Annotated in this window: 23 protein-coding genes; 13 read left to right on the forward strand and 10 right to left on the reverse strand. The window is 60.5% G+C overall.

The window, feature by feature from the left end; genetic code table 11:
* Positions 1 to 171 precede the first annotated feature (171 nt).
* The 4 genes from NF78_RS11530 (at position 172) to NF78_RS11545 (ending at position 6,008) form a co-directional block, all read left to right on the forward strand.
* Positions 172 to 1,035 (forward strand): TIGR02281 family clan AA aspartic protease, encoded by an 864-nt coding sequence (locus NF78_RS11530; RefSeq protein WP_225885284.1) that lies wholly within the window; start codon positions 172 to 174, stop codon positions 1,033 to 1,035.
* Positions 1,036 to 1,157: 122 nt separating this feature from the next.
* Positions 1,158 to 2,054, forward strand: coding sequence for an alpha/beta fold hydrolase (locus tag NF78_RS11535; protein WP_035986471.1), 897 nt, complete (start codon positions 1,158 to 1,160; stop codon positions 2,052 to 2,054).
* Between the two features lie 261 nt (positions 2,055 to 2,315).
* The gene (gcvP, locus tag NF78_RS11540) at positions 2,316 to 5,252 is read left to right on the forward strand and encodes an aminomethyl-transferring glycine dehydrogenase (protein WP_035986474.1); all 2,937 of its coding nucleotides are present in this window, start codon (positions 2,316 to 2,318) and stop codon (positions 5,250 to 5,252) included.
* 105 nt (positions 5,253 to 5,357) lie between these two features.
* Positions 5,358 to 6,008: an HAD-IA family hydrolase gene (locus tag NF78_RS11545; protein WP_081972589.1), complete on the forward strand. Its 651-nt coding sequence runs from the start codon at positions 5,358 to 5,360 to the stop codon at positions 6,006 to 6,008.
* Between the two features lie 93 nt (positions 6,009 to 6,101).
* Here the strand turns inward: NF78_RS11545 and dapF are convergent, their stop codons facing one another.
* Entirely contained in the window at positions 6,102 to 6,947 is an 846-nt protein-coding gene (dapF, locus tag NF78_RS11550; RefSeq protein ID WP_035986476.1) for a diaminopimelate epimerase, read from the reverse strand.
* Between the two features lie 207 nt (positions 6,948 to 7,154).
* On the opposite strand from dapF, the gene NF78_RS11555 reads away from it, so the two are divergent.
* Both NF78_RS11555 and NF78_RS11560 read left to right on the forward strand, forming a co-directional pair.
* Positions 7,155 to 7,367 carry an Hfq-related RNA-binding protein gene (locus tag NF78_RS11555; RefSeq protein ID WP_035986477.1) on the forward strand — a complete coding sequence of 71 codons (213 nt, stop codon included), beginning with the start codon at positions 7,155 to 7,157 and terminating at the stop codon, positions 7,365 to 7,367.
* 157 nt (positions 7,368 to 7,524) lie between these two features.
* Positions 7,525 to 8,070, forward strand: a complete 546-nt coding sequence (locus NF78_RS11560; protein WP_035986479.1) for a late competence development ComFB family protein — start codon at positions 7,525 to 7,527, stop codon at positions 8,068 to 8,070.
* 157 nt (positions 8,071 to 8,227) lie between these two features.
* On the opposite strand, the gene NF78_RS11565 is transcribed toward NF78_RS11560, so the two are convergent.
* The 4 genes from NF78_RS11565 to NF78_RS11580 form a co-directional block, all read right to left on the reverse strand.
* Positions 8,228 to 9,646 (reverse strand): amidase, encoded by a 1,419-nt coding sequence (locus NF78_RS11565; protein ID WP_035986481.1) that lies wholly within the window; start codon positions 9,644 to 9,646, stop codon positions 8,228 to 8,230.
* 145 nt (positions 9,647 to 9,791) lie between these two features.
* Positions 9,792 to 11,099 carry a dihydrolipoamide acetyltransferase family protein gene (locus NF78_RS11570; RefSeq protein WP_035986483.1) on the reverse strand — a complete coding sequence of 436 codons (1,308 nt, stop codon included), beginning with the start codon at positions 11,097 to 11,099 and terminating at the stop codon, positions 9,792 to 9,794.
* Positions 11,100 to 11,427: 328 nt separating this feature from the next.
* Complete coding sequence (locus tag NF78_RS11575) at positions 11,428 to 11,877, reverse strand: YlqD family protein (RefSeq protein ID WP_035986485.1); 450 nt, start codon at positions 11,875 to 11,877, stop codon at positions 11,428 to 11,430.
* Between the two features lie 114 nt (positions 11,878 to 11,991).
* Positions 11,992 to 13,962, reverse strand: coding sequence for a long-chain fatty acid--CoA ligase (locus tag NF78_RS11580; RefSeq protein WP_035989484.1), 1,971 nt, complete (start codon positions 13,960 to 13,962; stop codon positions 11,992 to 11,994).
* Between the two features lie 295 nt (positions 13,963 to 14,257).
* On the opposite strand from NF78_RS11580, the gene NF78_RS31105 reads away from it, so the two are divergent.
* The gene (locus tag NF78_RS31105; protein WP_156119738.1) at positions 14,258 to 14,452 is read left to right on the forward strand and encodes a hypothetical protein; all 195 of its coding nucleotides are present in this window, start codon (positions 14,258 to 14,260) and stop codon (positions 14,450 to 14,452) included.
* Here NF78_RS31105 and NF78_RS11585 read toward each other — a convergent pair whose 3' ends face one another.
* Positions 14,453 to 14,824, reverse strand: a complete 372-nt coding sequence (locus NF78_RS11585; RefSeq protein WP_035986487.1) for a cupin domain-containing protein — start codon at positions 14,822 to 14,824, stop codon at positions 14,453 to 14,455. It lies immediately after the preceding gene.
* Positions 14,818 to 16,545, reverse strand: coding sequence for a putative bifunctional diguanylate cyclase/phosphodiesterase (locus NF78_RS11590; protein ID WP_052050206.1), 1,728 nt, complete (start codon positions 16,543 to 16,545; stop codon positions 14,818 to 14,820). Before NF78_RS11590 ends, NF78_RS11585 begins: the two co-directional genes overlap by 7 nt.
* Before the next feature lie 582 nt (positions 16,546 to 17,127).
* On the opposite strand from NF78_RS11590, the gene NF78_RS11595 reads away from it, so the two are divergent.
* Complete coding sequence (locus tag NF78_RS11595; protein ID WP_035986489.1) at positions 17,128 to 18,960, forward strand: protein kinase domain-containing protein; 1,833 nt, start codon at positions 17,128 to 17,130, stop codon at positions 18,958 to 18,960.
* Between the two features lie 28 nt (positions 18,961 to 18,988).
* On the opposite strand, the gene NF78_RS11600 is transcribed toward NF78_RS11595, so the two are convergent.
* Positions 18,989 to 19,849: a transglutaminase family protein gene (locus NF78_RS11600; RefSeq protein ID WP_035986491.1), complete on the reverse strand. Its 861-nt coding sequence runs from the start codon at positions 19,847 to 19,849 to the stop codon at positions 18,989 to 18,991.
* Positions 19,850 to 20,837: 988 nt separating this feature from the next.
* Between NF78_RS11600 and codA the strand changes: the two genes are divergently transcribed.
* Positions 20,838 to 22,070 carry a cytosine deaminase gene (gene codA, locus NF78_RS11605; protein ID WP_035986493.1) on the forward strand — a complete coding sequence of 411 codons (1,233 nt, stop codon included), beginning with the start codon at positions 20,838 to 20,840 and terminating at the stop codon, positions 22,068 to 22,070.
* A gap of 464 nt (positions 22,071 to 22,534) precedes the next feature.
* On the opposite strand, the gene NF78_RS11610 is transcribed toward codA, so the two are convergent.
* Positions 22,535 to 23,299 carry an SDR family NAD(P)-dependent oxidoreductase gene (locus NF78_RS11610; RefSeq protein ID WP_035986495.1) on the reverse strand — a complete coding sequence of 255 codons (765 nt, stop codon included), beginning with the start codon at positions 23,297 to 23,299 and terminating at the stop codon, positions 22,535 to 22,537.
* Positions 23,300 to 23,486: 187 nt separating this feature from the next.
* On the opposite strand from NF78_RS11610, the gene NF78_RS11615 reads away from it, so the two are divergent.
* From NF78_RS11615 to serS, 4 genes are all read left to right on the forward strand, one after another.
* Positions 23,487 to 23,699, forward strand: coding sequence for a chlorophyll a/b-binding protein (locus NF78_RS11615; protein WP_035986496.1), 213 nt, complete (start codon positions 23,487 to 23,489; stop codon positions 23,697 to 23,699).
* Between the two features lie 159 nt (positions 23,700 to 23,858).
* Positions 23,859 to 24,002 carry a chlorophyll a/b-binding protein gene (locus NF78_RS11620; RefSeq protein ID WP_035986499.1) on the forward strand — a complete coding sequence of 48 codons (144 nt, stop codon included), beginning with the start codon at positions 23,859 to 23,861 and terminating at the stop codon, positions 24,000 to 24,002.
* Between the two features lie 173 nt (positions 24,003 to 24,175).
* Positions 24,176 to 24,415, forward strand: a complete 240-nt coding sequence (locus tag NF78_RS11625; protein ID WP_035986501.1) for a NifU family protein — start codon at positions 24,176 to 24,178, stop codon at positions 24,413 to 24,415.
* A 70-nt stretch (positions 24,416 to 24,485) separates the two neighbouring features.
* A complete protein-coding gene (gene serS, locus NF78_RS11630) occupies positions 24,486 to 25,763 on the forward strand; it encodes a serine--tRNA ligase (RefSeq protein WP_035986503.1) in 1,278 nt (425 codons plus the stop codon).
* Between the two features lie 4 nt (positions 25,764 to 25,767).
* On the opposite strand, the gene NF78_RS11635 is transcribed toward serS, so the two are convergent.
* Entirely contained in the window at positions 25,768 to 26,187 is a 420-nt protein-coding gene (locus NF78_RS11635) for a hypothetical protein (RefSeq protein ID WP_035986505.1), read from the reverse strand.
* Positions 26,188 to 26,248: the final 61 nt, after the last annotated feature.

A 26,248-nucleotide genomic window follows, 5' to 3' on the forward strand; every position in this document is an offset into this window, starting at 1 on the left:
TTTTCGAGAATCGATCGGGCATCCTGACTCCAGTAAAGCTTGAGGGAATTTTTATAGAACCTGGTTTTTCCGGGGATGGGCGGTACCCATCTACAGCGGCTAAGGCCACGGGGTTAAAGCTAGTATCTTTTTTGTGTGGACATCTCCTCAGGACTCACCAGGGCAATGACTATGGGCAGACCCTCGGCCAGTGGATGGTTGATTCTCAGCGCGATGACCTGGGGGCTGGTGGGCTGTGGGCTACCGGTTGGGGTCGGGCTCCGGAGCCTTTCAACACCTGCGGAGCGGGCGGTTCCTGCGCCCATTGTTCCAGGGACAGAGCCAGCCCCAGAGCCAGCTCCCGAACCAGCCCCAGCTGTTCCCCCCGCGGCGGCAGACACCTTTCGCGAAGCCGTCAACCGGGCCACTAGCGCGGTGGCCATTGGTCAGTCGGCTCAGTCGAAGGCCGACTGGCAGCTGGCGGCGAGCCGCTGGCAGCAGGCGATCGCCCTGATGGAGCAGGTGCCCAGCGACAGCCCCAACCACGCCCAGGCCAAAACCAAAGCTCGAGAATACCGGCAGCACCTGGCGGTGGCCCAGAATCGCGTGACCAGTCCCATTGCGCCAGCCGCCGCCCAGACCCCGCTAGCCATTGCCCCTGCGGCCCCTCAAGCGGCTCTGCCTGCGGGGCTGGCGGCTCAAATCCCGATCCAGCGGCGGCAGGGGGGCACCCCCATCGTGGCCGTCACCCTGGGAGCCAGCGGCGGCACCCAGACGTTTCCCATGCTGTTTGACACCGGGGCCACCGGCACCCTGATTACCGCTGAAATGGCCCGGGCGGTCGGCGTGACTGTGGTGGGCGAAACCCAGGCCAGAATTGCTGACGGCAGCATCGTGCGTCTACCCATCGGCTACGTGGATGTGCTGGAACTGGGCGGGCTGCGTCGGGAGCGGGTCAGAGTTGCCATCGGCGGCAGCCACGGGTTGCTGGGGCAGGACATCTACGGTCAGTACGGTATCGCTATTGGCTCCCACATGATTCATCTCCACCAGTGACGGCTGGCCAATCCCCGGCAGCGCGACTGGCAGCTCAGACCATAAACCGATCGCATCACCTGGTCGGGGGGCGTGGGAATGCGTGAGAATAGGCAGCAGGTTGTCGTGTGTTTCAACGTCCTATGGCTGTTTCTGTCTTGCCCGCCGCCGCTACGGGGCTGAGTGACCCCACCTCGATCCAGCTGGCGGCCCGGGTGCAGGTTGCGCCGATCGCAACGCCCCTGGGGGAAGTGGCCATTCCCACCGCCCACGTGCCGGCGGAGAACGATCAGGCCAGCCAGCCCCCCATGCTGCTGATCCACGGGTTCGACAGCTCGCTGTTTGAGTTCCGTCGCCTGCTGCCGCTGCTGACCACCCCTACCTGGGCTGTGGACCTGCTGGGGTTTGGCTTCAGCGATCGCGCCCTCTGCCCCAAGCTATCTCCCGGTGCCATCAAGCTGCACCTGCACAGCTTTTGGCAGCAGCTAATCGACCGTCCGGTGGTGCTGGTGGGCGCGTCCATGGGGGGGGCCGCCGCCATCGACTTTGCCCTCACCTATCCCGAGGCCGTGGCTGGACTGGTGCTAATCGACGCGGCAGGCTTTGCCGCTGGCCCCGCCATGGGCAACCTGATGGTGCCGCCGCTCGATAGCTGGGCCACGGCCTTTTTGCGTAACCCCAGGGTGCGCCGCAGCATCAGTCGCCAGGCCTACTTCGACAAAACCCTGGTCACCCCGGATGCTGAACTCTGCGCCGCCCTGCACCTGGATTGCCCCCGGTGGAAGGAGGCGCTGATTGCCTTTACCAAAAGCGGTGGCTACAACTTTTTGAGCGCCAAAATTGATCAAATTAGCTGCCCTACTCTGATCGTTTGGGGGGAGCAGGACAAGATCCTGGGCACCAAGGACGCGCACCGGTTTGAAGCTGCGATCGCCGCCAGCAAGCTGGTCTGGATTCCCCAGTGCGGCCATGTCCCCCACCTGGAGAACCCCCAGGCGACCGCCGCCGCCCTGCTCCCCTTTGTGGAGCAGCTGACTTAGCGATCGCATTGCCCCCAGGACTACGGCAAATTTGTCCCGCATGTTTCAAAATATGAAGGATAAGGGCGATCGCCTCAGTCCTAGGGCGTGTCACCAATTAGGGCCAAAAGCTCGATATATCAAGCTTTGCCACGCCCGACCCAAACGACAGGCCAGGGGCTGTAACCTTTGATTTTTGTGCGTTTAGCAGCTAATTGATCACAGCCCCTAGCATCAGACCTATTCCTTAAAGTCCTTTTTTGGAGCCATCCGCAGACGGGTATGACACAACTTTCCCCAGAGCCCAGCACCCTTGACGCCAACACCTCGCCCCACAGCCCCAACGGCAGGGTATCTCCTCATGCGATCGCCGGGCCGCTGAGCTCCTTTGTGGCCCGCCACCTGGGGCCCGACGCTGGCGACACCAAGGCCATGCTGAAGGCGCTGGGCTACTCCTCCCTGGATGAACTGATCGAGGCCACGGTGCCCGCCACCATTCGGTTCCAGCAGCCCCTCAAGCTGCCCCAGGGGTGGAGCGAGGCCGCCGCTCTGGAACACCTCAAAGGCATTGCCGCTCAAAACCAAGTGTGGCGATCGTACCTGGGTCTGGGCTACGCCAACACCCTCACCCCGGCGGTGATTCAGCGCAACGTGCTTGAGAACCCCGGCTGGTACACCCAGTACACCCCTTACCAGCCCGAAATTGCCCAGGGCCGGCTGGAGGCGCTGCTCAATTTCCAAACCCTGGTCACCGACCTTACCGGCATGGAAATCGCCAATGCCTCCCTGCTCGACGAAGGTACTGCCGCCGCCGAGGCCATGACCCTGGCCTTTAACGCCCGCAAGCAAAAAGACGCCAAAACCTTCTGGGTCTCTGCCGCCTGCCATCCCCAAACCATCGATGTAGTCAAGACCCGCGCCCAGCCCCTGGGCATTGAGGTGGTGGTGGCCGACCACCGCCAGTTCAACTTCGAGACCCCTGTGTTTGGGGTGTTGCTGCAGTACCCCGCCAGCGATGGTGCTATCTACGACTATGAGGAATTCGTAGCCCTGGCCCACGCTGCCAAGGCTCTGGTCACCGTCGCCGCCGATCTGCTCAGCCTCACCCTGCTGCGCCCCCCCGGCGAATTTGATGCCGATATCGTGGTGGGTAGCACCCAGCGCTTTGGCGTTCCCCTGGGCTACGGTGGCCCCCACGCTGCCTACTTTGCCACCCGCAATACCTTTGCCCGCAAGCTGCCCGGTCGCCTGGTGGGGGTCTCCAAAGACACCTACGGCAACCCCGCCCTGCGCTTGACCCTGCAAACCCGCGAACAGCACATCCGCCGCGATGCCGCCACCAGCAACATCTGCACAGCCCAGGTGCTGCTGGCAATCATGGCCAGCATGTACGCGGTCTACCACGGGCCGGAGGGGCTCCGGGCGATCGCAGCCCGCATTCACCACCACACCCAGACCCTGGCCAATGCCCTGGTCGCTGCGGGCTACACCCTCGCCACCGAACCTGTCTTTGACACCCTCCGCGTCACCGTCGGCGACGCCCAGGCAGACATCCTCACCCGTGCCAAAGCCCATCGCATCAACCTGCGGGCACTGGACGGCGAAACCCTGGTGGTGGCCCTCGACGAAACCGTCACCGACCCGGATCTGCAAGACCTGATCACCGTCTTCACCGGCAACCCACCCACCCATCCACCCTCCCACTCTTCCACTCCCCCACTCCCCCACTCCCTCCGCCGCACCACCCCCTACCTCACCCACCCCACATTTCACCGCTACCACTCCGAAACCGAGATGCTGCGGTACCTGCATCGCCTGCAAAACCGGGATCTCTCCCTGGCGACGGCGATGATTCCGCTGGGCTCCTGCACCATGAAGCTCAACGCCACCGCCGAAATGGTGCCGATTACCTGGCCCGAGTTTGGCCAAATTCACCCCTTTGCACCGGCTGAGCAAACCGGGGGCTACCGTCAGCTGTTCGCTGATTTAGAAAACTGGCTGTCCGAAATTACCGGATTCGACGGCGTTTCGCTCCAGCCCAATGCCGGAGCCCAGGGGGAGTACACAGGCCTGCTGGTGATCCGCGAGTACCATCGGCAGCGGGGCGATACTCACCGCAACATCTGTTTGATTCCCCAGTCGGCCCACGGCACGAATCCCGCCAGCGCGGTGATGGCGGGGATGCAGGTGGTGGCTGTGACCTGCGACGAGGAAGGCAACATTGACCTGGCCGACCTCAGGGCCAAGGCTGAAAAGCACAGCGCCAATCTGGCTGCCCTGATGGTCACCTACCCCTCTACCCACGGCGTCTTTGAGGCGGGGATTGCCGAAATCTGCGCGATCGTCCACGACCACGGGGGGCAGGTGTATATGGATGGGGCCAACATGAATGCCCAGGTGGGCCTCTGCCGCCCCGCCGACTTTGGGGCCGATGTCTGCCACCTCAACCTGCACAAGACCTTCTGCATTCCCCACGGAGGCGGTGGCCCCGGGGTGGGCCCCATCGGCGTGAAGGCCCACCTGGTGCCCTACCTGCCGGGTCACGGCCTGGTCGCTGGGGTGGGCGGTCACCAGGGGATTGGCGCGGTGACCTCAGCTCCCTGGGGCAGCGCCAGCATTCTGCCCATCTCATGGATGTATATCGCCATGATGGGCAGCGCGGGGCTGCAGCGGGCCACGGAGGTGGCCATTCTCAATGCCAACTACATCGCCCAACGCCTGACCGGGCACTACGACATTCTCTATACCGGCCAGAACGGGCGCGTGGCCCACGAGTGCATTCTCGACCTGCGGCCCTTCAAGAAATCCGCCGATATCGGCGTCGAGGATGTGGCCAAACGCCTGATTGACTACGGCTTTCACCCGCCGACGATGTCGTGGCCGGTGGCCGGTACGCTGATGGTAGAACCCACCGAAAGCGAGTCGAAGGCGGAGCTAGACCGCTTCTGCGACGCGATGATCGCCATCCGCGAAGAGATTCGGTCGATCGAGACGGGCCAGAGCGATCGCGACCACAACCCGCTCAAACACGCCCCCCACACCGCCGCCGACCTGGTAGCAGACTGGAATCGCCCCTACAGCCGCGAGCAGGCGGTGTTTCCAACCCCGTTTACCCGCAGCGCCAAGTTTTGGCCCGCGGTAAATAGGATTGACCAGGCCTACGGCGATCGCAACTTGATCTGCTCCTGCGTCGGCATGGAGGCCTACAGTGAATCCTAGGCGGCGGGTTTTGGAGCCGAGGCACGAACCAACCACAAGTTGAGGCTTCGATCCTAATATCTAGAGTGACTAGCTGTTCTGTAGATTCCTGTAGGCTCCGTGTCCATGGCTAATATTCCCCAGCCCCAGGTCATTTTTTTAGATGCGGTTGGCACTCTGTTTGGCGTCAGGGGCAGCGTTGGGGCTATCTATGCCGATCTGGCCCAGCACCACGGCATTGAGGCCGACCCAGAAACTCTGAATCAGGCTTTTCTTCGTGCCTTTGGGGCCGCCCCGGAGATGGCCTTTCCCGGCAGCGATCCGGCTACGGTGCCGGAGCAGGAGTATCGCTGGTGGCGAGTGATTGCCCAGCAGACCTTTAGCAGCGCCGGGCTACTCGATCGCTTCGTCGATTTCGACAGCTTTTTTGCCGATCTCTACGCCCACTTCGCCACCGCCGCCCCCTGGGTGCTATACCCCGATGTGCTCCCCGCCCTGGAACGCTGGCGGCGGCGCGGCATTGCCCTGGGGGTAGTTTCAAACTTCGATACCCGGCTCTACCAGGTGCTGGAGGAGCTCAACCTGGCCACCTACCTCAGTTCAGTCACCCTGTCCTCGGAGGCGGGGGCCGCCAAGCCCGATCCGCTGATTTTTGCCACTGCTCTGCAAAAACACCGCTGCGATGCCAGCCAGGCCTGGCACATCGGCGACAGTAAAACCGACGACTTTGAAGGGGCCAAAGCCGCTGGGCTGCACGGCATTTTGGTGAAGCGCTAGGAGATTGGGGTTTGCGGTTTGCGGTATACGGTTTGCGGTTTGCGGTTCGAGCCTTGCACCGTAAACCGTATACCGTGCACCACCCTACACCCCCTACCGACTGCCCTGAAAGACCAACTCCGCCGGACCAGTCATGTAGACGCGATTGTCGGCGGCTGACCACTCAATCTGGAGCGGGCCACCGGGCAGTTCTACGATAGCGGCGCGATCGCACAGTCCATTCAGCACCCCCGCCACCAGCGACGCGCAGGCCCCGGTGCCGCAGGCCAGGGTAATGCCAGCTCCCCGCTCCCACACCCGCATTTTGAGATAGTCGGGCCGCACCACCTGGATAAACTCGGTGTTAATGCGCTGGGGAAAAACCTCGTGGTGCTCAAACTGAGGACCGATAGCCTCCAGCGCAATCGCCGCCACATCCTCCACAAAGGTGATGCAGTGGGGGTTGCCCATACTGACGCAGGTCACAGCCCAGGTCTGCCCCGCTACCGTCAGCGGTGCCGCCACCACCTTCTCGTCCGCCGCCGCCAGGGTGGTCGGAATTTCCTGGGCCAGCAGGTGGGGCGGCCCCATGTCCACCGTCACCTGGTTGTCAGGCTGTAGGGTAGGCGAGATTACCCCCGCCAGGGTGTGAATGCGATAGGTGTGGGGTGCCTGGGGCGCTCGGCCATCGGCGGTTTCCAGACTTTCCAAAAATTTGGCCAGGCAACGAATGCCGTTGCCACACATCTCCGGCTCGGAGCCATCGGAGTTGTAGATCCGCATGGTGTAGTCGGTGCCCGCCTGCCCCGGCAGCGCAAAGATGACCCCGTCAGCGCCGATGCCAAAGTGGCGATCGCACCACCGTACCGCATCCTCAGGGCTCAGCACTGGCTCTGGCTGATGGCGATTGTCCACCAGGATGAAGTCGTTGCCCAGACCGTGGTACTTGCTGAATTCCATACTGCGCCGATGTTAAGGGGATGAATCCTAATTATTAACTAAATTGGGAAGTTAAAGGGTGGGGGGTGGGGCGTAGGGGGTGGGGCGGATTAGACATACCCGGCCACTCCTCACCCCTCACCTTCCTTAACAAATTTCCCCGCCCTGTCACCTGGCCCTGGCAAACGGGGTACCGTAAGACCAGCGTAAGTTCAGTGGCGTAGCACCATGTCTCAAGAGTTTGCCAGCGGGGTTCCCAGCGTTCGCCAGGTTCAAAACCTGATTCGCGATAAGGCTTCTGTGGAAGTCAAGCTCATTACTGGCGATGTCCTCGTCGGGCGGGTTCTATGGCAGGACCCGCAGTGCATTTGCCTGGAAACCGAAACCCAGGGCAAGCACCAAATTTGGAAACAAGCCATTGGCTTTCTCAAATATTCGTAATTCGTCACGCCGCCCCCAAGCAGTCTTTATATGTTCCTGTCGCCTGCCTAGTTGATTGGGGCACAATAACCCCAGGTGGATGCCTACCCCCGTCGTTATCCAGTCCCCTGATTTCAGTAAAAGCCGTTAATCCACCGTTTATGGAGCTTTTGGCCAAATGACTATCGAAAAGATTGTTGAGCAAGCCCTACAAGATGGCTATCTCACCCCCGCCATGGAAGCTGAGGTCGGTCGCATTTGCGACACCGCCGCTGAGCTTTCGATTGAAGAATACATGGCTCTCGATCGCCTGATGGGTGCGCTGCTGACGGGGGAAGTGGTGGCTGTACCCCGCAAACAGTTCATCAACGTGATGGAAGAACTGGTGCTGACTGAGGCGATCTCCAGGGTGGCCGAAATTGAGTCCACCTCCGACAAAACCCTCGATTTGGGCGATATCGCCGCCTATGCCCTCAACCGTCTGCCGCCCCTCTACGCCACTACCGAAGAAGGAGCTAACTTCCAGCGGGAAAATGCCCGTGGCGATCTGTCTGCCCTCATTGCTGAGCAGGTGCAGCAGGCAATCTCGCGCAACCTCGATCAGCCCGACTTCTACCCCGAGCGCCAAACCATTCAGAAAAAAGGTGGCGACAACGTGCTGAACCAGGTCAGCTCGCTGCTGCAAGACCACGCCCACAAGTTTGAGCCTGCGGGCAAAGCCTAGCGATCGCTCCGTCGTCGTTTTCTTCTGCGTAGTTCCTGCTCCAGGGCCTAGATGCGCCAGTTCAGCGCCATCCAGGCCCTGATTTTTCATGCCAAACGACAGGTTAGGGGCTGTAACCCTTGTTTTTTGAGCGTTAGCAGCTAATTGATGACAGCCCCTAGATCTCTATGTCAGCAAAGCTGGGCCGCTGATGGCTCCAGGGGGCGGCCTGCTCAAGCTGGGCGGCCAGGGCCAGGAGGGTGGCTTCGTCAGCGGGACGGCCCACCAGCTGTACCCCAATGGGCACCCCGCTGGGGGCAAAGCCGGTGGGAATAGCCAGCGCTGGCTGACCGCTGGCGTTGAACGGCGGGCAGGGGGCCACCCAGTTGATCACGTTGTCAAGAATTTTGGGCGATCGCAGCGTTTTCCACTCTCCCACTTTGATAGCCGGGTGCATGTACACCGGCAAAATCAGCGCGTCGTAGGGCTGGCAAAACCGCACAATCTGCCGGGCCACCTGCTGCAGCTTGGCCACTGAACGCAGGTAGGCACCGCTGTTGATCCGCCAGGCCCGCCAGTAGAGCCAGCGGTTCATCTTTTCCATCACAATCCAGGGCACGCCCACCTCGGCCAGCACGCATTCCCAGACCACCACGAAGGGCTCGATCAGGTCTTCCAGATTGGGGAAGGTGACCTCCTCAGCGCTGTGGCCCAGATCTTCGACCTGCTGCACGGTTGTGTAGATGGCCTGACGACAGACCGGGTCAATCTCGCCAATCGGGTCGAGGCGAGTGGCATAGCCAATCCGCAGGGGCCTGGGCGGGGAGTGGAGTCCGGCCAAAAACGAGGGGTCTGGATCGGGCAGCCAGTAGGGATCGCCCAGTTCATAGCCGCTGAGCACATCCAGGAGCGCAGCGGTATCGGCTACGGTGCGGCCAAGGGGGCCGTTGACCGCCAGCCCGTTGAGTCGCTCCCCCACCGGGGCGAAGCTGATCCGCCCTCGGGAGGCCTTCAGCCCCACCAAACCGCAGCAGAAGGCAGGCCCCCGCAGCGACCCGCCGCCGTCGGACCCCTGGGAAATGGCGCACAGCCCCGCCGCCAGGGCCGCTGCACCGCCGCCGCTGGAGCCCCCCGGCGTGTAGTCTAAGTTCCAGGGGTTGCGCGCGGGCGGGAAGCCCGGCGGCTCGGTGTAAGGCAGTGAGCCGAGTTGAGAGGTGGCGGTTTTGCCCAAAATCACCAGGCCCGCCTGGCGCAGCTTGCCGACGATGTAGTCGTCCTGGCTGGCAATGCGATCGCAGGCCGCCTTAATGCCGTAGGCGCAGGCCACCCCCTCCACCGGATTTAGATCCTTAACGGACACCGTAACCCCAAACAGGGGTGGCAGATCCTCCGGGTTGCTGGCCAGGTGCTCGGTTTTGGCCTTGGCGTCGGTCAGGGCCTGCTCCGCTATCACCGTCACGTAGGCCCCCAGTTCGGGGTTGAGCCGTTCAATCCGCTGCAGGTAAATCTCCGTCAACTCCAGGGGAGAAATTTCCTTGGCGCGAATCAGCCGGGCCTGTTCGAGGGCGGGCAGGAAGGCGAGATCGACTGAATTCATAACCAGTGCGTACTGAGGGCAAACTGCCTTCAGAATATCAAGCCCTGGAGAGACTGGGGTAAGTTGCATTGATGGATCTGACCAGCCTGAGGTCTGGCCAGATCCATCAATGCACAGGTCGGACAATCCGCAGGTTAGAGCAGGACTAGAGCGTCAGAGACTGGGGATTGTTTTCAATCACGTTGGCCAGGTCCTTCAGGAAGGCAGCGGCGTCGGCTCCGTAGATGATGCGGTGGTCGCAGGTAATGTTGACCTGCATCTGCCGCTTGACGCCCATCAGGCCATCGGCGGTGGCGACCACCGTGGGGCGCGAGGCTCCGATCGCCAAAATTGATCCCTGCCCCGGCGGCAGAATGGCGTCAAAGCGATCGACCCCAAACATGCCCAGGTTGGACAGGGTAAAGGTGCCCGAGTTGTACTCGTCGGGCTGGAGCTGTTTAGTGCGCGATCGCGCCACCAGATCGGCCCAGGTGCGCGAGAGCGAGTAAATATCGTACTGGTCGGCGTTCCTGAGCACCGGGGTAATCAGGCCACCCCCCTCCATGGCCACGGCCACGGCGATGTTGATGCCCGAGCGGTACTGAATCCCCTGATCGGTGTAGCCCGCGTTCAGCAGCGGATGTTTTTGCAGGGAGACAGCCACGGCCTTAGCCAGCAGGCCAGTCATGGTCACCCCCTTGGACTTGATCTGCTTGTAGAGGGCGTCGAGATTGTCGGTGGTGATGGTGTAGCCCACGTGGAAGGTGGGCACCGCCAGGCTAACCCCCATGTTGCGAATGACGGCCTGCTGTAGCGTGTTGAACGGCACCACCTGGCCGAGGGCGGCGGCGCTGGGCACGGGAGCGGCTGGGGGGGGTGCAGCGGGCAGAGGGGCCGCTGCCGGAGGTGCCGCAGCGGCCATCGGGGTAGCCACAGGACCCGTGGCGGTGGGGGTTTTGCCCGCTGCCAACTCGACATCCTGGGCTACAATCCGACCGTGGGGACCGCTGCCCTGGAGGCTGCTCAGGTCGGCCTTGAGTTCCTTAGCCAGCTTGCGGGCGCGGGGGGAGATCACCACCCGGCCGCTGCGGCTGCCGGAGGAGGCCCCGTTTTGGCTGGCTGGAGCCGGGGCTTCAACCACGGCGACAGGGGCCGCCGCTGAGGCAGGGGCGGCTTCACCACCAGCGGTATTGGCCTTGGCAGCGGCCTGCTGCTGGGCAGCTTCGATCTCGGCCTCAGTTTCGGCCAACAGCGCGATCGCCTCTCCCACCGGAGCGGTTCCCCCCGCCTCCACCACAATCGCCGCCAGAATGCCTTCGTGGAACGACTCCACATCCATATCGGCCTTGTCAGATTCGACGATCACCACGGTTTCGCCCTTTTCCACCCGATCGCCAGGGGCTTTGACCCAAGACACAATCTTGCCTTCGGTCATGGTGGAGCTCAGGGCAGGCATGAAGACTTCGCGAATCATGGAGGTGGCTTCCGAAAGGGGATGAATAACGACAGAGCGGCAGAGATGCCAAGGACTTATTTTATCCCCAAGGACGGTCCCAAGCGGGGATCTTTCTGTCAGGAGGTCAAATTAGGCGGCGATCGCGCCCCGCAAAGGTTGCCAGTAAGGTCGTCAGTGACGATTCCAACTGTGACATCGGGCCAGCATGAATGATACGCCCTTAGAGCTGTCATCGATTAGCTGCTAAACGCCCAAAAATCAAAGGGTTGCAGCCCCGAGCCTGGTTTGGGGTCGGGCGTGGCCAGGCTGGATAAACCGGCCTTTTAGCCTCAATGGATGGCACGCCCTACAGCTCGCCGCGAATTTCCTGGATCACGCCGTCTTTGATCAAAATCTCGACCTGCAGCTTGCGCACCAGGTTGTCCCCAACCGATACGTTGAAGAAGCTTTCCACCTTGCCCTGCTCAACTTCAGCATCAATGTCCAGGGTCTGCACTTCCTGAAGCTGCTGTAGGCTCTGATTTTTTTGCTGCAGGAGTTTGCTTTTGTCCTGGTTGAGTTGACTTTGAATGCTGCCCATCTGCTGCTGAATCGCCGGACTGTTGGGCTGGCTTTCGGCCTGCTTCTGAAGCTCAGCAACCATGCGTTGCCCCTGCATTTCGAGCTGCTGCAGGCGACTGTCCACCTGGTTGATTTGGGCTTGCAATTGCTTCTGGGCCTCTTCTTTCCAGAGGGGAGTCACAATAGCTTTAATGTTGACCACTCGCTTGAGCAGCAACGATTGAGTTTCATCCATAATCTTTGACGCAATAAATAAATCACTACTACTGGCTACGACCTGAGGGGTCGCGAACCGGACTCTTTTTCAGGGTACAGCCGTAGGGTAGCGAAGTCTTGACACCACCTACCGCTAGGCAAACATCGCGTCAATCATATCGCGATACCGGTCCGCAACCACGGGACGGCGGACTTTTAGGGTTTGCGTGAGCAGGCCATTGTCAATGGAAAAGGGCTCTAGCACCAGGCGGAATGGACCAATGCGATCGTCGGGGCGGTAGCCGGGGCGATCTTTCACCTCGCGGCCAAGTTCGTCGCGAAACAGCTTTTGCACCCGCCCGTCGTCGAGGGTAATGGCGGTGCAGTCGGCGGGGACGGGGGTATCATCGCCGGGAACGGCCACAAAGAGGGCCTGGGCGGTGGCCCAACCCTGGAGCGCCTCCAGGTTAGGGACAATCAGCGCGCCCAGCGATCGCTGATCCTGCCCCACCAGCATGATCTGATCGATGTACTTGCTGCGAATGCAGGCGTCTTCGATGGGCTGGGGCTCAATGTTCTCCCCGTTGGTCAGCACAATCGTGTCTTTAGCTCGCCCGGTCAGTACCACGTTGCCGTCGCGGCTGATCCAGCCCAGATCGCCCGTGTCAAACCAGCCCTCGGGGTCGATCGCTTTTTGGGTGGCCTCGGGGTTGCGGTAGTAGCCCTCCATCACCTGCGGCCCCCGCGCCAGCACCAGCCCCTGGCTGCCCTGGGGTAGCTCCTGGCGGGTTTCGGGATCGACAATTTTGACCTCGGTGAAGGGGATGGGCTGACCGGCCGCCCCGCGCAGGTTGTGCCAGGGTCGGCGGGCCGAGAGCACCGGCGCGGTTTCGGTGAGTCCATAGCCCACCAGCAGCGGCACACCAATAATTTCAAAGAAAATATCGATGTGTCGAGCCAGGGAACCGCCGCCGCTGATCAGCTGCTTGACCTGCCCCCCCGTGGCCTCTCGCACCTTGCCGTAGACCAGCTTTTTACCCAGCTGGTGCAGGGGCCACAGCACCAGAGCCATCAGCCCCGAACCCAGCCGCTGGGGAAACGAAAGCTCGGGCTCATCAATTTTCATATCCTGCCAGCGCCAGAGGTTTTCGACGTAGCGCTGGCTGAGGCCAAAGAACGTAAAAATAAGCTTTTGTTTGCCGGGGGTTTGCTCACGGAACTGCTTTTGCGCCCCTTCGTAAATTGACTCCCACAGGCGGGGCACCCCCACCATGTACTGGGGCTTGGTGGCCTTGAGGTCGGCCTTGAGGTGGCGAATGCTGCTGTAGGTCTGGGTGCAGCCGCGGGACAGCAAAAAGTATTCGGCGGTGCGCTCAAAGCTGTGCCAGGAGGGCAAAATCCCCACGACGCGATCGCCGGGTTGAGGCTGCACCACCGCCGTCAGGGTGTTGATCTGGTGCAGCAGGTTGCGATGGCTGAGCATCACCCCCTTGGGCTGACCGGTGGTGCCAGAGGTGTAGATCAGCGTCGCCAGGTCGGTGGGCTGGAGGCTAACCGGGGTGTAGGGGCGCTCGGCTCCCAGGGCCATCAGCTGGGCGAAGTTGAGAACCTTGCACCGTCCGTCGGTGGGGGGCTCTTCGTCGGAAAGCAAAATCACCAGGGTGATCGGCAGGGTATCCAGGCGATTCTGCAGGCGATTCAGCAGCGCCACGGACTCGACCACCAGTACAGTGCTCTCGCTGTGCTGGGCAATGTAGACCAGCTCCTCGGTTTCGGCGGTGGCACTGCGCACGGCATTCATGCCGCCCGCGGTCATAATGCCCTGGTCGGCGATGAACCAGCGGTGGCTGTTGTCGGCAAACAGGGCCACGTGGGCGCGATTTTCTACCCCCAGGGCCTGCAGGCCGCTGGCAAAGGTGCGAATGGCGTCCCACATCTGGCGGTAGGTCAGGGTGGCGGCGGGCTGGCCGTGGGGATCGTTGAGGGCAATCACGTCGCCGTAGACTTCCGCCACCCGCGGCCAAATTTCGTGGAGGGCCTGAAGCTGCTGGTAGGGATTATTGGTTTCCAGGCAGGCGCGATCGCGCTGACGCACCTCTTGCAAAGCAGTTGTGGATACAGGCATATCGGCCACCAATATTTCGTTTGACGTCAAGAAGCTTGCGGTCATCCTACCGCAGCCTGACCTCAGACTAGCCCAAAAGCTTCAAGGGCTTAACATTGATACTTCCAGAACGTTAACTGGCCAGCGGTAGAGTTCAGGGTGCGACCATGCTTCACACTGACCATGCTTCACCTTAAGAATGTGTTCGTTGCAAGCAGCTTTCAGTTTGGCGAAGCAGAATGATAGGGGGCCAGACCATGGTCTGATCCTTTAACTGCCCCTGATCTTCTTCGCGCCTAACCAAGGCTCAACGTCCATGTTGTGCACCTCTTGCCTCAATAAACCCCACTGCGTAGCCGCCCAACTCGCCCAGGGAGATGCCGTGGTCGATCAGCTGCTGCGGCAGCTCAAGCGCTGTGGCCTGCGCCCCCGTCGCCGCAGCCTCTGGCAGCGAGTTAAGGCATGCTGGCAATTGCTTCGCGGTGGACTGGGGTGGTGGCCCGGGCGTTAGCTACTCCATCGGACCAAACACAGTTTCGTCTTCCGGTCGCCAGGCCGGGTCAACCAGGCAAATAAAGACCAGCGGACTGTCGCCCGTGTTGCGAATAAACTGGCGCGCCTGGGGCGGAATGTAAACGGCATCCCCCGGTTCGACCGGGCTGAGGTCGTCATCGATATGCATTTCACCCTGGCCGCTGAGGATGTAGTACACCTCTGAGGTGGCCAGGGCGTGGGGAGTGGACACCTGACCGACGGGGACCACGGCATGGGCCAGGCTGTAGCGCAGGGCCAGATCCTGCTTGTCGGGATGCAGCAGCTCCCGCAACCGGGTGCCATCCCCGGCGGTAAATTCAGGGCAGTCGAGCAGTTTACGAATCAGCATGGCGGGGGGATGGCAACTTTTGTCGCCATCATAGCCTCAACCGCCTCCGGTGCTAGCGGCCGTGAAAATAAGTAGCCCTGACCCAGCTCGCATCGCAGGGCTTTGAGCTGGGCATGGTGGCGGGGGGTTTCAACCCCTTCGGCGACCACGTCGAGGCCCAGGTTCCAGGCCAGTCGCACAACGGACTGCAAAATCTCCAGTTTTTCGAAGTCCTGGTCGGCATTCTCAATAAACGAGCGATCGATTTTAAGGCAGTCGAAGGGGAAGCGATGCAGATAGCTGAGCGACGAATAGCCGGTGCCGAAATCATCCACCAGCAGCTTGATTCCCAACGCCTTAATCTGCTCCAGGGTGGCAATAATGCTGTCTGAGTGGTCGATCAGCACACCTTCGGTGATCTCAACTTTGAGCCGGTTGGCCGCAAAGCCGGTATCTGCCAGAATCTGCTCGATTTTGCCGACCAGATTTTGCTGGGAGAACTGCTTACTCGACATGTTGACGCTGACCGTAAAGTCGGCCATAGCCGGAAACTCCAGCGTCCAGAGCTGCATCTGGCGACAGGCCTCGGCCAGTACCCACCAGCCCAGAGGAATGATCAGCCCCGTGGCCTCGGCAATATGAATGAAATCCCCCGGCATCAGCAGCCCTCGGGTGGGGTGTTGCCAGCGCACCAGGGCCTCAAACCCACAGATTTCTTCGGTATTGAGGGTGACGATGGGCTGATAGTGCAGCCGCAGTTCGTTGGCCACCAGCGCCTGACGCAGGTCTATTTCGGTTTGCAGGCGAAGGTCTTGCTGCACCTTCAGCGAGCTATCAAATACGTGCCAGGTTTGGTCAGGGTTGTCTTTAATCTGGTACATAGCGGCGTCGGCATCGCGCAGCCAGTCGCCCGCGCTCTGGTAACGGCCAGGGCCAAGGGCAATGCCAATACTGGCATCGACGTACACCTCTTGCTGCTGCAGAAAAAGGGGTTGAGCAATGGCTGCCTGAATGGTTTCGGCCAGATCGATGGCGGTGGAGGTGGTGGCAATGTCCTCAATTAAAACGGCAAATTCGTCGCCTCCCAGACGCGCGACAGTGGCATCGTCACGCAGCTGCGATCGCAGCCGGGTTGCCACTTCCACCAGTAGCTCATCGCCTACCGAGTGGCCCAGGTTGTCGTTGATGACCTTGAAGCGATCGAGGTCGATAAACAGCAGCGCCATCAAACTCTGGGGGTGGTCGTGGGCGCGGGCTAGGGCATGGCCCAGCCGATCCATAAACAAATCCCGATTGGGCAGGCCGGTCAGGGTATCGTGGAAGGCCTGCCGGAGTAGATTGGTTTCCTGCTGTTTGGCGGCAGAAATATTGCGCAGGGTGATCAGGGCCGCCGCCTGCCCTGAGCTGGCTAAGGGCTGAGCCGCGATCGCCACCCACTCGCTGTGGGGTGGGGATTGGCACATCAGCAAAAACGCCTCGTCTTGGAAGTGCTGACCTCGCAGACAGCGGGAAATTGGCAGCTGCTCCGTCCCTAACGGATGGTGGTGGCTGTCGAGTAGCTGGTAATCGCAGGGCGTATCGCCACTGCCCCCCAGGCCTGCCAACCCTCCGGGCAGCAGTGCCTCAGCGGCAGCGTTGCCAAAGAGCCATCTCCCGGCCTCGTCTACCACGACAATGGCCTCGGCCAGGTGGTTCAGCACGGCCAAGTAAATTTCGGCATCTGGGCTGGGGGGCGTTGACATAGGACTCGAAATAAACGATAGGGATGGCACTAGTCATACCACTGATCAATGGGGAACCAGTACCATAAGCCACAGGAGGGCGATCGCAGGTTGTGGGTCTAGCTTGCCCAGAGTATGCCCCGAAATATTCCCAAAAATGTTAGCTCAACCAGGCTTTTGGGTGGTCCTAACCACGGCAGGTCCGGGCAGAAAGGGTCAGCCAACCGTTCCTGGCGCTTTAAACCATTGGGATCTGGAAACTTAGGATAAAGTGCTGTAGAGGATATCTAAGCCGCCGGTTCTGATTCGTTACTGCGGTTCAGGAGTGGCCCCTGAGCGCCTAAACTGAAGCTGGTATAAAAAATCCCGGTCCAGAGGTGGAGTTTTGCCGGTGGGAACACTACAGAGCCCGATCTGGACTTGGTATATCAGGGGTAAGGTGTGTAGCTGTAGACAGCCCTGGCCTTTGAAATCGCGCCTGAGAGGGTAGCGTGTCGGCCAGATCCCAGGGCTAGACCTCTGGGAAGATAGCGTCTACAAGGCGACGGCAAACGAGGCATCTGTAATCAATACAGCCAGGCTGACGAAGACATTTTGGGCAGCATGGAGCAAACATTGCTAGGAGGTCGGTACCAGGTTATCCGGCGGCTGGGGTCAGGGGGGTTCAGCCGCACTTTCTTGGTGACTGATTTACACCTGCCCAACCATCCTCGCTGCGTGATCAAGCAGCTCAAGGTGCAGGATAAGGACACCGGCACCCTCGATATGGCCCGTCGCCTATTCGACACCGAGGCGCGGGTGCTGTATCAGCTGGGCAACCATCCCCAAATTCCTGCGCTGCTGGCCCACTTTGAGGAAGATCAAGAGTTTTACCTGGCCCAGGAGTACATCGAAGGCAGCCGCCTCAACCGCCAGGTTGAAGAGGGCAAGCCCTGGTCAGAAACGCGGGTGGTGCTGCTACTGCAGGAGGTGCTCGAGATTCTGGCATTTGTTCACCGTCAGCAGGTTATCCACCGCGACATCAAGCCCTCCAACCTGATTCGCCGCCACCGCGATGGGAAGCTAGTGCTGATCGATTTTGGGGCGGTTAAGCAGGTGACGTCGTCGCCGCTGCTCGACGCCGAAACTGGTGCCACCAATATCACGGTGGCAATTGGCACCCATGGCTATATGCCCAATGAGCAGTACGCTGGCAAGCCCCGGTTTAGCAGCGATGTGTATGCCGTAGGGATTTTGGGGATTCGGGCGCTAACCGGCCTGCACCCCCAAAAGATTGAGGAAGACCCTTTGACCAGTGAGCTGGACTGGCGGCAGCATGCGCCCACGGTGTCGTCAGAGTTGGCGGCGGTGCTCGACAGGATGGTTCGCTACGACTTTCGCGATCGCTACCCCACCGCCCAGGAGGCCCTGGAGGCTTTGCAAAACTTGCCCAACCCCCTACACGGTCTGGTGGGCACCCAAATTTATCAAACCTGGATGAAGGGCTCCAACGGACGTGGCCCCACCTTCCCCGGCGATGATAACGACCCAGGCAACGGGCCCAGCGAAACCTCAGAACCAACGGCCTTCGCCGATGACCAGGATTCCACCTCTCTGTTTCCGGTCGATTTGGCCTACCCCACGGCCCACGGCAAGGCACCGCTCCCCCTCGCTGCCGGCGGGGCCAAAGCGGTCGCCTTTCAGCCCTACGGTCGCCGCCCATCGCTGGTTGCGGTGGGTTTGCTGGGGGTCCTCAGTCTCGGCCTGGTGCTCTGGCGCAGTGGGTTGACCATTGCCCTGGAGATCAACGGTGCAGGGATAACCAAGCCCTTTCAGTCGATGGTGCTACCTTCCCTGGACATCGATCTGGGGCGGATGCTGCCGCCCGAAGAAAAAGCTGCCCTGCTGACGCGCCAGGGCGATCGCCTGCTGCGCCAGGGCCGCTACCCCGATGCCCTGGCCATCTACGATGAGGCCGTGGAGAGCCAGTCGGACTTCGCCCCCGCCTACCTGGGGCGGTGCAAAACGCTAATTGCCCTGAAGCGCCCCATTGAAGCAATTGCCGCCTGTGACGATGCCCTGGCCTACAGCACCTACTACCCCGAAGCGGTGCGCAGCAAGGGGAATGCAGAGGAACAGCAGGGCAGACTGCTGGCCGCCCTGGCCCTGTATGAAAGCGCGAATAACCTCATGCCCGCCATGTTTGAGGCCTGGCTGGATCGGGGGCGGGTGCTGCAAAAGCTGGGCCGGTCGGCGGAGGCGCTGGCCGCCGTTGATCAGGCGATCGCTCGCGATCGGGAGTCGGCGGAGGCCTGGACCATACGCGGGGAGGCCAACTGGACCTTGAGACGCTTCGACCAGGCCATCATTGACCTCGAAAAGGCGCTCCAGATCAACCCTGACCATGGCCCTGCCCGAGAACTGCGGCAGCGGGCTCGCCAGACCGTGGGGCGCTGAGGCGTCGGCAAGGGGAGAATAATAGGCCCTAAGGTCCCAGCACCTCAACGCGAATCTCTGTCTCCAGCACAGAACTCACCCGACTGCCCTCCTGGGTGCTGCCATGAACCGGCAGGGTCTGGGTTGGGAACGGGCTGGCCACCAGGGCAATGTGACGATCGCTGACTGCCAGCCCATGGGTGGGATCAAAGCCACGCCAGCCGCCGCCGGGGACATAGACCTCGGCCCAGGCGTGCAGATCGCGTTCGGCGACGTTGGGATCGCCCTCTTCGTAGCCGCTGACAAAGCGGGCCGCCAGGCCCACCGCCCGGCAGGCCTGCATAAACAGCACCGCAAAGTCGCGGCAGCTGCCCAGTTTTTTAGCCCAGGTTATCCCCCCCGGCCAGGGGTGCCCGGTGGACCGGGTGGTGTAGTCGCAGTCCTCGTAGATGCGGGATACCAGGGCGGTGAGAAATAGCCCCACATTGCCATCGACGTCGTGGGCCAGGTCCTGGGCCAGGTCAATTACCCCTGGGGCGATGGGGTCGTGGGTTGAGCTGAGGTAGGGCAGCAGGGCCGTGCGGGCGGTGGTGGGATAGTCTACGGGCAGGGTGGCAGCCCAGGGTTCGGCCAGATAGTCAAAGGGGTTTGAGCGGTAGGTTTCAACTTCGGCGGTGGTCACCAGGGTAAACTGGTCGGTCGGAGTGGGGGCAAACCAGAGACCCAGAGTGCTGTTGCCCTCCAGATCGGCGATCGCCGTTTGCTGACTGGGGCTAGGGCTTACCTCGAGACCAAAGCTCAGGAGCTGCTGAGCCCCGTCGCTGCGGGGGCGGAGACGCAGAACGTGGTGGCGCAGCACAACCGGCTGAGCGTAACGATACTGAGTCATGTGGTGGATTTTATAGCGCATGGGAACCCAAAAACTGCGTCGATTAACGTTACCAGAGCTGCGATCTGGGCCCTGTAGCCAACTTGTCTATTAATCTAAAGCCTAGCTTTTAGGCCGTCTTTTCACTCAGTTACTGACACCTACCCCACCTAAGAACATCCTAGAACTGTTTACCTAGGTCCCCTTTTCCACAAAAGAACCGCTGACCTTTAGCAAAACTGGCCGACGTTTAAACCAATTGCCCAGGATCCAACCATGGACATTTAATCACCAAAACCAACGCCATTATTGCTCTACCTGGGGAAGCAAACCCTCCCAGCAATGTCCCAGAGATTGCTCTATCCAACGGCGGGGATCACCCGTCCTGACATGATCCCAAGGTTAAGCATTTATAAAATAACGTTGCACCTTCTATAAATCAGCGTAATAATAAACCAAGAGGGAACGCAGTAATTTTATCTGCAACTTTATCATCGGTTCTCGCAGTGATATAAGCCATTGCGAGATTCTTTTTGCCCAGAACAGTCCACCGATAACATTTCTGGTTTATTCATTAAAAAGCTGCCGGAGTCACAAAATGATTGGTCATTCTCAACAAGTTCACTGTCCAAACTGTGGGCATTTGGCCGAAAGGCACCACATTGACCCCGACCAGTTGGTGCGTACCCAATGTGCGGCCTGTGATTATCTCATGATTACCTGTGCTCAGACGGGCAAAGTGATCGAGGCCTATGCTCCAGGGCTGTTTGCCGCCTCAGCCCGCTAGGGGCTGCGCCAGGGATAGGGGAGAATTGCGAAGTCCACGCCACCCGGTTGACCCGGCTCAAATGCTTCGATCTCCTTCTCTCTGGTGCATTCTCCCCGGCCCACCTGCCTGGTAGGCCGGGGACACTTGTATTTTGGGTTTCCCACTTTTTGGGTCTCCCACTTTTACAGAGCCGATCCCCAGTTCATCAAGTTGCTATAGTCGAAGCCAGAGTACGGTGCGCTTTGGGGCAGGCCTGGGGGTATGGATACTATTCTGCGCAGTTGTCGGCTCCTCAACGGAGAGGTGATCGACATCGGATTGGACAATGGGCTGATTACGGCTATGGAGCCCCACCTGGGGGCAGAGGCAGCTCAGGACATTGTGGTGGGGGGAAAGCTCGTTAGCCCTCCCTTCGTCGAGTCCCACGTCCATCTGGACTCGGCTCTCACGGCTGGGCAGCCCCGCTGGAACCAGAGCGGCACGCTGTTTGAAGGCATTGAAATCTGGCGCGATCGCAAGCAGTCCCTCAGCCTGACAGACGTGAAGGAACGGGCGATCGCCACGCTCAAACTTCAGGCCGAACAGGGGACCCTGTATGTACGCAGCCATGCCGACGTCAGCGAGACAAATCTGGTGGCGCTCACGGCCCTGCTAGAGGTGCGCGACGCGGTCAAAGACTGGATCACAGTCCAGGTCGTCGCCTTTCCCCAGGATGGCCTCTACGGCAGCCCCGGCAATCTGGAGCTGATGAACGAGGCGCTGAAGCTGGGGGCCGATGCCGTGGGCGGCATTCCCCACTACGAAATGACCCGCGAAGACGGCGTGCAGTCGGTGCACCGCATCTTTGAGCTGGCCCAGCACTACGATCGCCTGATCGACATTCACTGCGACGAAATTGACGACGACCAGTCCCGCTATCTGGAGGTAGTGGCCGCCTGCGCGGTGCGATCGGGCCTGGGATCGCGGGTGACCGCCAGCCACACCACCGCCTTTGCCAGCTACAACAACGCCTACGCCTTCAAGCTAATGAGCCTGCTGGCGCGATCGCAGATCAACTTCATCGCCAACCCGCTGATCAACATCACCCTCCAGGGCCGCACCGACACCTACCCCAAGCGACGCGGCGTCACCCGAGTCAAAGAACTCTGGCAGCAGGGCCTCAACGTCAGCCTCGGCCACGACTGCATTCAGGACCCCTGGTACAACCTGGGCACCGGCAACATGCTCGATGTCGCCGCTATGGCCGTCCACGTCTGTCAGATGACCGGCCAGGAGGAAATCGCCGCCTGCTACGACATGATCACCGCCAACGGGGCTAAAACCCTTGCCCTAGAAGACGCCTACGGCCTCGAAGTGGGCAAACCCGCCAACCTGATTGTGCTCGATACCGACAGCCCCTACGAGGCGATCCGCCGCCGCGCCACCGTGACCCACGTTTTTTCGCGGGGCAAACTGCTGGTGCAGACCGAGCCTGCGGTGGTGCGGTGGGAGTAGGGGGGTGGGGGAGTGGATGGGTGGATGGGTGGATGGGTGTGTGGGTGGATGGGTGTGTGGGTGGATGAGGAAGGTCAGGGTCGCCCGCAGAGCAATCGGCAAAACAGAAGTTTAAACCGATGATCGGCTAGTTCTTTCCATCGGGTCCAGGGCGGCCAATGTTCGCGTTAGCGCCTCAGCAGGGGCGACGCCCCTGGTCGACGGGGGTCTGGGGCCAACGAAATGGCCCCGGCAGCAGATCTGGCTTTAGCCCCCAGTTGTGCGCCACTAGTCTAGACCTAGGATTGGCGGGCAGAAATATAACAACTCTTGCTGTAGGTGTTGGGTGCCGGGTGCCAGGTGTCACGAATGGTTGGCCAACACACGCCGCAGAGTACTAGCAAGGAAAACCTGGTAAGCCGTGTCCGCCCGTTGCCTCACCCCAACCCCTCCCCCAGGGGCGAGGGATCCACAATTTTCCCCCTCTAATGAAAGTAAGAGGCTCCATTGATATCAAACGTCGCCCCCGTGGCGTGGGGCGCTAGCCCCGCCACCAAAAACGCCACCAGATTGGCAACATCCTGCGGCTCCGCCGGAGCTCCCATGGGAATGTCCCGGGTCACGTACTCAGCCCCCCGCTCGGCCATCACCTGCTCAATGCGATCGGTGCGCACAAAGCCGGGCGCGATCGCGTAGGCCCGCACCCCATCGCGGGCAAACCCCTTGGCCAGGCTGCGCGTAAGGCCAATCACCCCGCCCTTCGAGGCCGCGTAGGCCATATACTCTGGCCCATCGCCCCGAAACGCAGCCCGACTGGCCAGGTTCACCAGGGTGCCGCCGCCCTGGGTTTGGAAGTGGCGCACGGCCTCCCGGCACAGGTCGGCCATGGCCACCAGATTGACCTGTAGGGTTTCCTGCCAGGCCATTGACCACCGATCCCAGTCGGCGACGATGGGGGCGGCGGGCATGGTGGCGGCATTGTTCACCACGGCGTCAATCTGCCCGCGCCAGTCCAGTCCCCGCCGCCATAGATCTACCGCAGCCCCAGGCACAGCCAGATCGGCCTGTACCAGGCTAAGGCGTTCATGGCCCAGATCGGCGGCGATCTGGTTGGCCTCGGCCTGGCCCTGGCTGTAGTGGAGCAGGAGCGAGGCCCCTGCCCCGTGCAGCGTGCGCGCGATCGCCTCGCCAATACCACGGGAGCCCCCCGTGACCAATACCGTGCTGTTCTGCAAGTCAATTAACGTCATCAACCATGGCCACCAGGGGGAACGGGCCCAACCTTTCGCCATTTAGCGCATCCCTCATGCAGGGACCAGGGCACCGATAGCCAATGTACAGCGGAGATGACGCCAGCGGGAATGTAAATCGTATTGCAACATTTGTTTACATTGCGTTACAATTTCTCTACGGAAATACCAAAGGAGAACAGTACCTATGACTACTAATGGCTACACCACCGAAGAGGGCGGTCGTCTTAACAACTTCGCTGTTGAGCCTAAGGTTTACGTCGACAGCAGCCAGCAGTTTGGCTTCAACGAGTACGCCGAGAAACTCAACGGTCGCCTGGCCATGATTGGCTTTGTGTCCGCCGTCCTATTTGAAGCCATTACTGGCCACGGCATCGTTACCTGGCTGACCAACCTCTAGATTTTGCCCAACCCTGGCCTGGACCCGCCGTCCTGTGAATCTTTCAATCGTATTCATTCGATAAAGTCATCATCTCCAGACCCCGCCCTCCAAAAATAGTGTTACATTAAGTAACAGGATATTGATTTTCGCACCTCTATCATTTAGGAGATATCCACCATGGAAACCAACGAAACCAAGTTCGGCTTTGTTAACTTCGCAGAAACCTGGAATGGTCGTCTGGCTATGCTGGGCTTCGTGATCGGTGTGGCTACTGAGTTCCTAACTGGTCAGGGCATCCTGTCTCAGATCGGCCTGATGTAGTCCATCGGTTCTTGATCGCTATCACAACTTAATCAATGCCGAGGGAGGGAGCTTAAGTCTGAGCCCCCTCCCTTTGCACGTTGTCTATGCTGCTCATTAAGCCAATCACTGGGGCTATGGGCAGCAAAGTCCTTAAAATAGAGATAGACCACTACCTAGAGACGAGATAATCCATGGAAACCCTGGCCCTGACCTCCGATAATGTCGAGCAGGTGCTCGACGAATTGCGCCCCTACCTGCTCGCCGACGGTGGCAACGTAGAACTGGTCGAAATTGATGGCCCCGTCGTTAAGCTGAGGCTGCAGGGGGCCTGTGGCTCTTGCCCGAGTTCAGCGATGACGCTGCGCATGGGTATCGAGCGCCGCCTGCGCGAATTTATTCCCGAAATTGCTGAGATTGAGCAGGTGTTTTAGGAATCCTGATATTCTGTTCTCTTGGCAACGGCTTTTGCCCACGCCAAGGATCAGATTTTAGAGGGCTGCTGTGCTGGATCTAAAGCAAATCAGAGAACATCCAGAGCGCATACAGGCCGCTCTGGCCAAGCGGGGCGAGTATGACCTGGCCCCGCTGATAGAGCTAGACCAGCAGCAGCGCCAGCTAGAAACGGTGCGATCGCAGCTCCAGGCCCGCAGCAACGAGATCGGCAAGCAGGTAGGCCAAACCATCAAGGCCGGTGCCGCCCCGGATGGGCCAGAGGTCGCCGCCCTGAAGGAGGAGGGGAACCAGGTCAAAGCCGAGCTGCAAACCCTGGAGCCCCAGGAGCGCGAGATCAAGGCTCAGATCGAGGCCATTTTGCTGGGATTGCCTAACCTGCCCAGCGATAGCACCCCCCCTGGCAAAGACGAGACTGAGAACGTAGAAGTGCGTCGCTGGGGCGACGAGTACCTGCCCCAGTCCCCCGCCAAACCCCACTGGGAAATTGGCGAAACCCTCGGTATTCTAGACTTTAAGCGTGCCGCCGAAAAAATTGCCCAGAGCCGCTTTGTCGCTCTGATGGGCGTTGGAGCAGCCCTAGAGCGGGCGTTAATCTCGTTTATGCTCGATCGCCATACCCGAGCGGGCTACGCCGAGGTCATTCCCCCTTACCTGGTCAACTCGGCGGCGCTCACCGCCTCCGGCCAGCTGCCCAAGTTCGCCGAAGAGAGCTTTCAGTGCCGCAACGATGACCTTTGGCTCACCCCCACCGCCGAGGTGCCCCTCACCAACCTGCACCGCGACGAAATTTTGAGCGCCGAGCAGCTGCCCATTCACTACTGCGCCCATACCCCCTGCTTTCGGCGTGAGGCGGGCAGCTACGGCAAAGACACCAGGGGGTTGATTCGTCTCCACCAATTCAACAAGGTGGAGATGTACAAATTTGTCCACCCAGAGCAGTCCTTCGAGGCCCTAGAGGCCCTGGTCACCGACGCCGAAGACATTCTGCAACAGCTCCGGCTGCCCTACCGGGTGCTGGAGTTGTGTACGGGGGACCTGGGGTTTTCCAGCTGCAAAACCTACGACCTGGAGGTGTGGATGCCCTCCTCCGAGAGCTATCGCGAGATTTCTAGCTGCTCCAACTGCCTCGATTTTCAGGCCCGTCGCGCCAATATTCGCTTTAAAGTAGCGGGGCAGAAAGGCACCCAGTATGTCCACACCCTGAATGGTTCGGGGCTGGCGATTGGCCGTACCATGGCCGCCATCCTGGAGAACTACCAGGAGGCCAACGGCTCGGTACGGGTGCCTGAAGTCCTGCAGCCCTACCTGGGTCGCGAATACCTGTAGGGTCTTAGAGGGGAAAACGATAGACGATCGCCCCGGTGTCTTTGACCTCAAAGGAGGCGTTAAGCACTCGGGCTTTTTGGTCCAGAAACGCCTTGGCCTGCTCAATGGGAATCTGGGCTGCCGCCGCGAACTGAATGATGGTCAGGTCGCCGGCCTGATTCTGGAGCAGCTGCAAAAACAACTGCTCCTGCTGGAGCGCCAGCGTCTGGGTTGACTGCTGGCTCTGGTGACGGCGATTCCAGGTTAGACAACCGCCTAAAGCTGTGGGAACCAGGCCAAAAATGACCAGAGCAACCCCAGCTTCGGCGGAGTCCTCCGGCTCAAACTCATCGCCGGAGCCAATGGCGTATACGGCCGCCAGCAGCAGAGTTGAGAGGCCAAACAGCAGGCATAGGTTCGCCAGTGACTTCTGAAACGTTCGCATATCCCAATCTCTCTCTATGGCAATGATTGTAGCCATCCCAGGGGAGAGTGGGGTTGCTAGC

The sequence above is a fragment of the Leptolyngbya sp. KIOST-1 genome (assembly GCF_000763385.1).
Classification (GTDB): domain Bacteria; phylum Cyanobacteriota; class Cyanobacteriia; order Phormidesmidales; family Phormidesmidaceae; genus Nodosilinea.

What these genes read in the sequence shown, in the direction of transcription:
- dapF (WP_035986476.1), bottom strand. Translation starts at nt 6,947, where the DNA reads ATGGAATTCAGCAAGTACCACGGTCTGGGCAACGACTTCATCCTGGTG.
- NF78_RS11610 (WP_035986495.1), bottom strand. Translation starts at nt 23,299, where the DNA reads ATGACGTTAATTGACTTGCAGAACAGCACGGTATTGGTCACGGGGGGC.
- NF78_RS11615 (WP_035986496.1), top strand. Translation starts at nt 23,487, where the DNA reads ATGACTACTAATGGCTACACCACCGAAGAGGGCGGTCGTCTTAACAAC.
- NF78_RS11530 (WP_225885284.1), top strand. Translation starts at nt 172, where the DNA reads ATGGGCAGACCCTCGGCCAGTGGATGGTTGATTCTCAGCGCGATGACC.
- NF78_RS11585 (WP_035986487.1), bottom strand. Translation starts at nt 14,824, where the DNA reads ATGCTGATTCGTAAACTGCTCGACTGCCCTGAATTTACCGCCGGGGAT.
- NF78_RS31105 (WP_156119738.1), top strand. Translation starts at nt 14,258, where the DNA reads ATGTTGTGCACCTCTTGCCTCAATAAACCCCACTGCGTAGCCGCCCAA.
- NF78_RS11560 (WP_035986479.1), top strand. Translation starts at nt 7,525, where the DNA reads ATGACTATCGAAAAGATTGTTGAGCAAGCCCTACAAGATGGCTATCTC.
- NF78_RS11625 (WP_035986501.1), top strand. Translation starts at nt 24,176, where the DNA reads ATGGAAACCCTGGCCCTGACCTCCGATAATGTCGAGCAGGTGCTCGAC.
- NF78_RS11580 (WP_035989484.1), bottom strand. Translation starts at nt 13,962, where the DNA reads ATGCCTGTATCCACAACTGCTTTGCAAGAGGTGCGTCAGCGCGATCGC.
- NF78_RS11600 (WP_035986491.1), bottom strand. Translation starts at nt 19,849, where the DNA reads ATGCGCTATAAAATCCACCACATGACTCAGTATCGTTACGCTCAGCCG.
- NF78_RS11565 (WP_035986481.1), bottom strand. Translation starts at nt 9,646, where the DNA reads ATGAATTCAGTCGATCTCGCCTTCCTGCCCGCCCTCGAACAGGCCCGG.
- NF78_RS11595 (WP_035986489.1), top strand. Translation starts at nt 17,128, where the DNA reads ATGGAGCAAACATTGCTAGGAGGTCGGTACCAGGTTATCCGGCGGCTG.
- NF78_RS11635 (WP_035986505.1), bottom strand. Translation starts at nt 26,187, where the DNA reads ATGCGAACGTTTCAGAAGTCACTGGCGAACCTATGCCTGCTGTTTGGC.
- codA (WP_035986493.1), top strand. Translation starts at nt 20,838, where the DNA reads ATGGATACTATTCTGCGCAGTTGTCGGCTCCTCAACGGAGAGGTGATC.
- NF78_RS11555 (WP_035986477.1), top strand. Translation starts at nt 7,155, where the DNA reads ATGTCTCAAGAGTTTGCCAGCGGGGTTCCCAGCGTTCGCCAGGTTCAA.
- NF78_RS11620 (WP_035986499.1), top strand. Translation starts at nt 23,859, where the DNA reads ATGGAAACCAACGAAACCAAGTTCGGCTTTGTTAACTTCGCAGAAACC.
- NF78_RS11545 (WP_081972589.1), top strand. Translation starts at nt 5,358, where the DNA reads ATGGCTAATATTCCCCAGCCCCAGGTCATTTTTTTAGATGCGGTTGGC.
- gcvP (WP_035986474.1), top strand. Translation starts at nt 2,316, where the DNA reads ATGACACAACTTTCCCCAGAGCCCAGCACCCTTGACGCCAACACCTCG.
- NF78_RS11575 (WP_035986485.1), bottom strand. Translation starts at nt 11,877, where the DNA reads ATGGATGAAACTCAATCGTTGCTGCTCAAGCGAGTGGTCAACATTAAA.
- NF78_RS11570 (WP_035986483.1), bottom strand. Translation starts at nt 11,099, where the DNA reads ATGATTCGCGAAGTCTTCATGCCTGCCCTGAGCTCCACCATGACCGAA.
- NF78_RS11535 (WP_035986471.1), top strand. Translation starts at nt 1,158, where the DNA reads ATGGCTGTTTCTGTCTTGCCCGCCGCCGCTACGGGGCTGAGTGACCCC.
- NF78_RS11590 (WP_052050206.1), bottom strand. Translation starts at nt 16,545, where the DNA reads ATGTCAACGCCCCCCAGCCCAGATGCCGAAATTTACTTGGCCGTGCTG.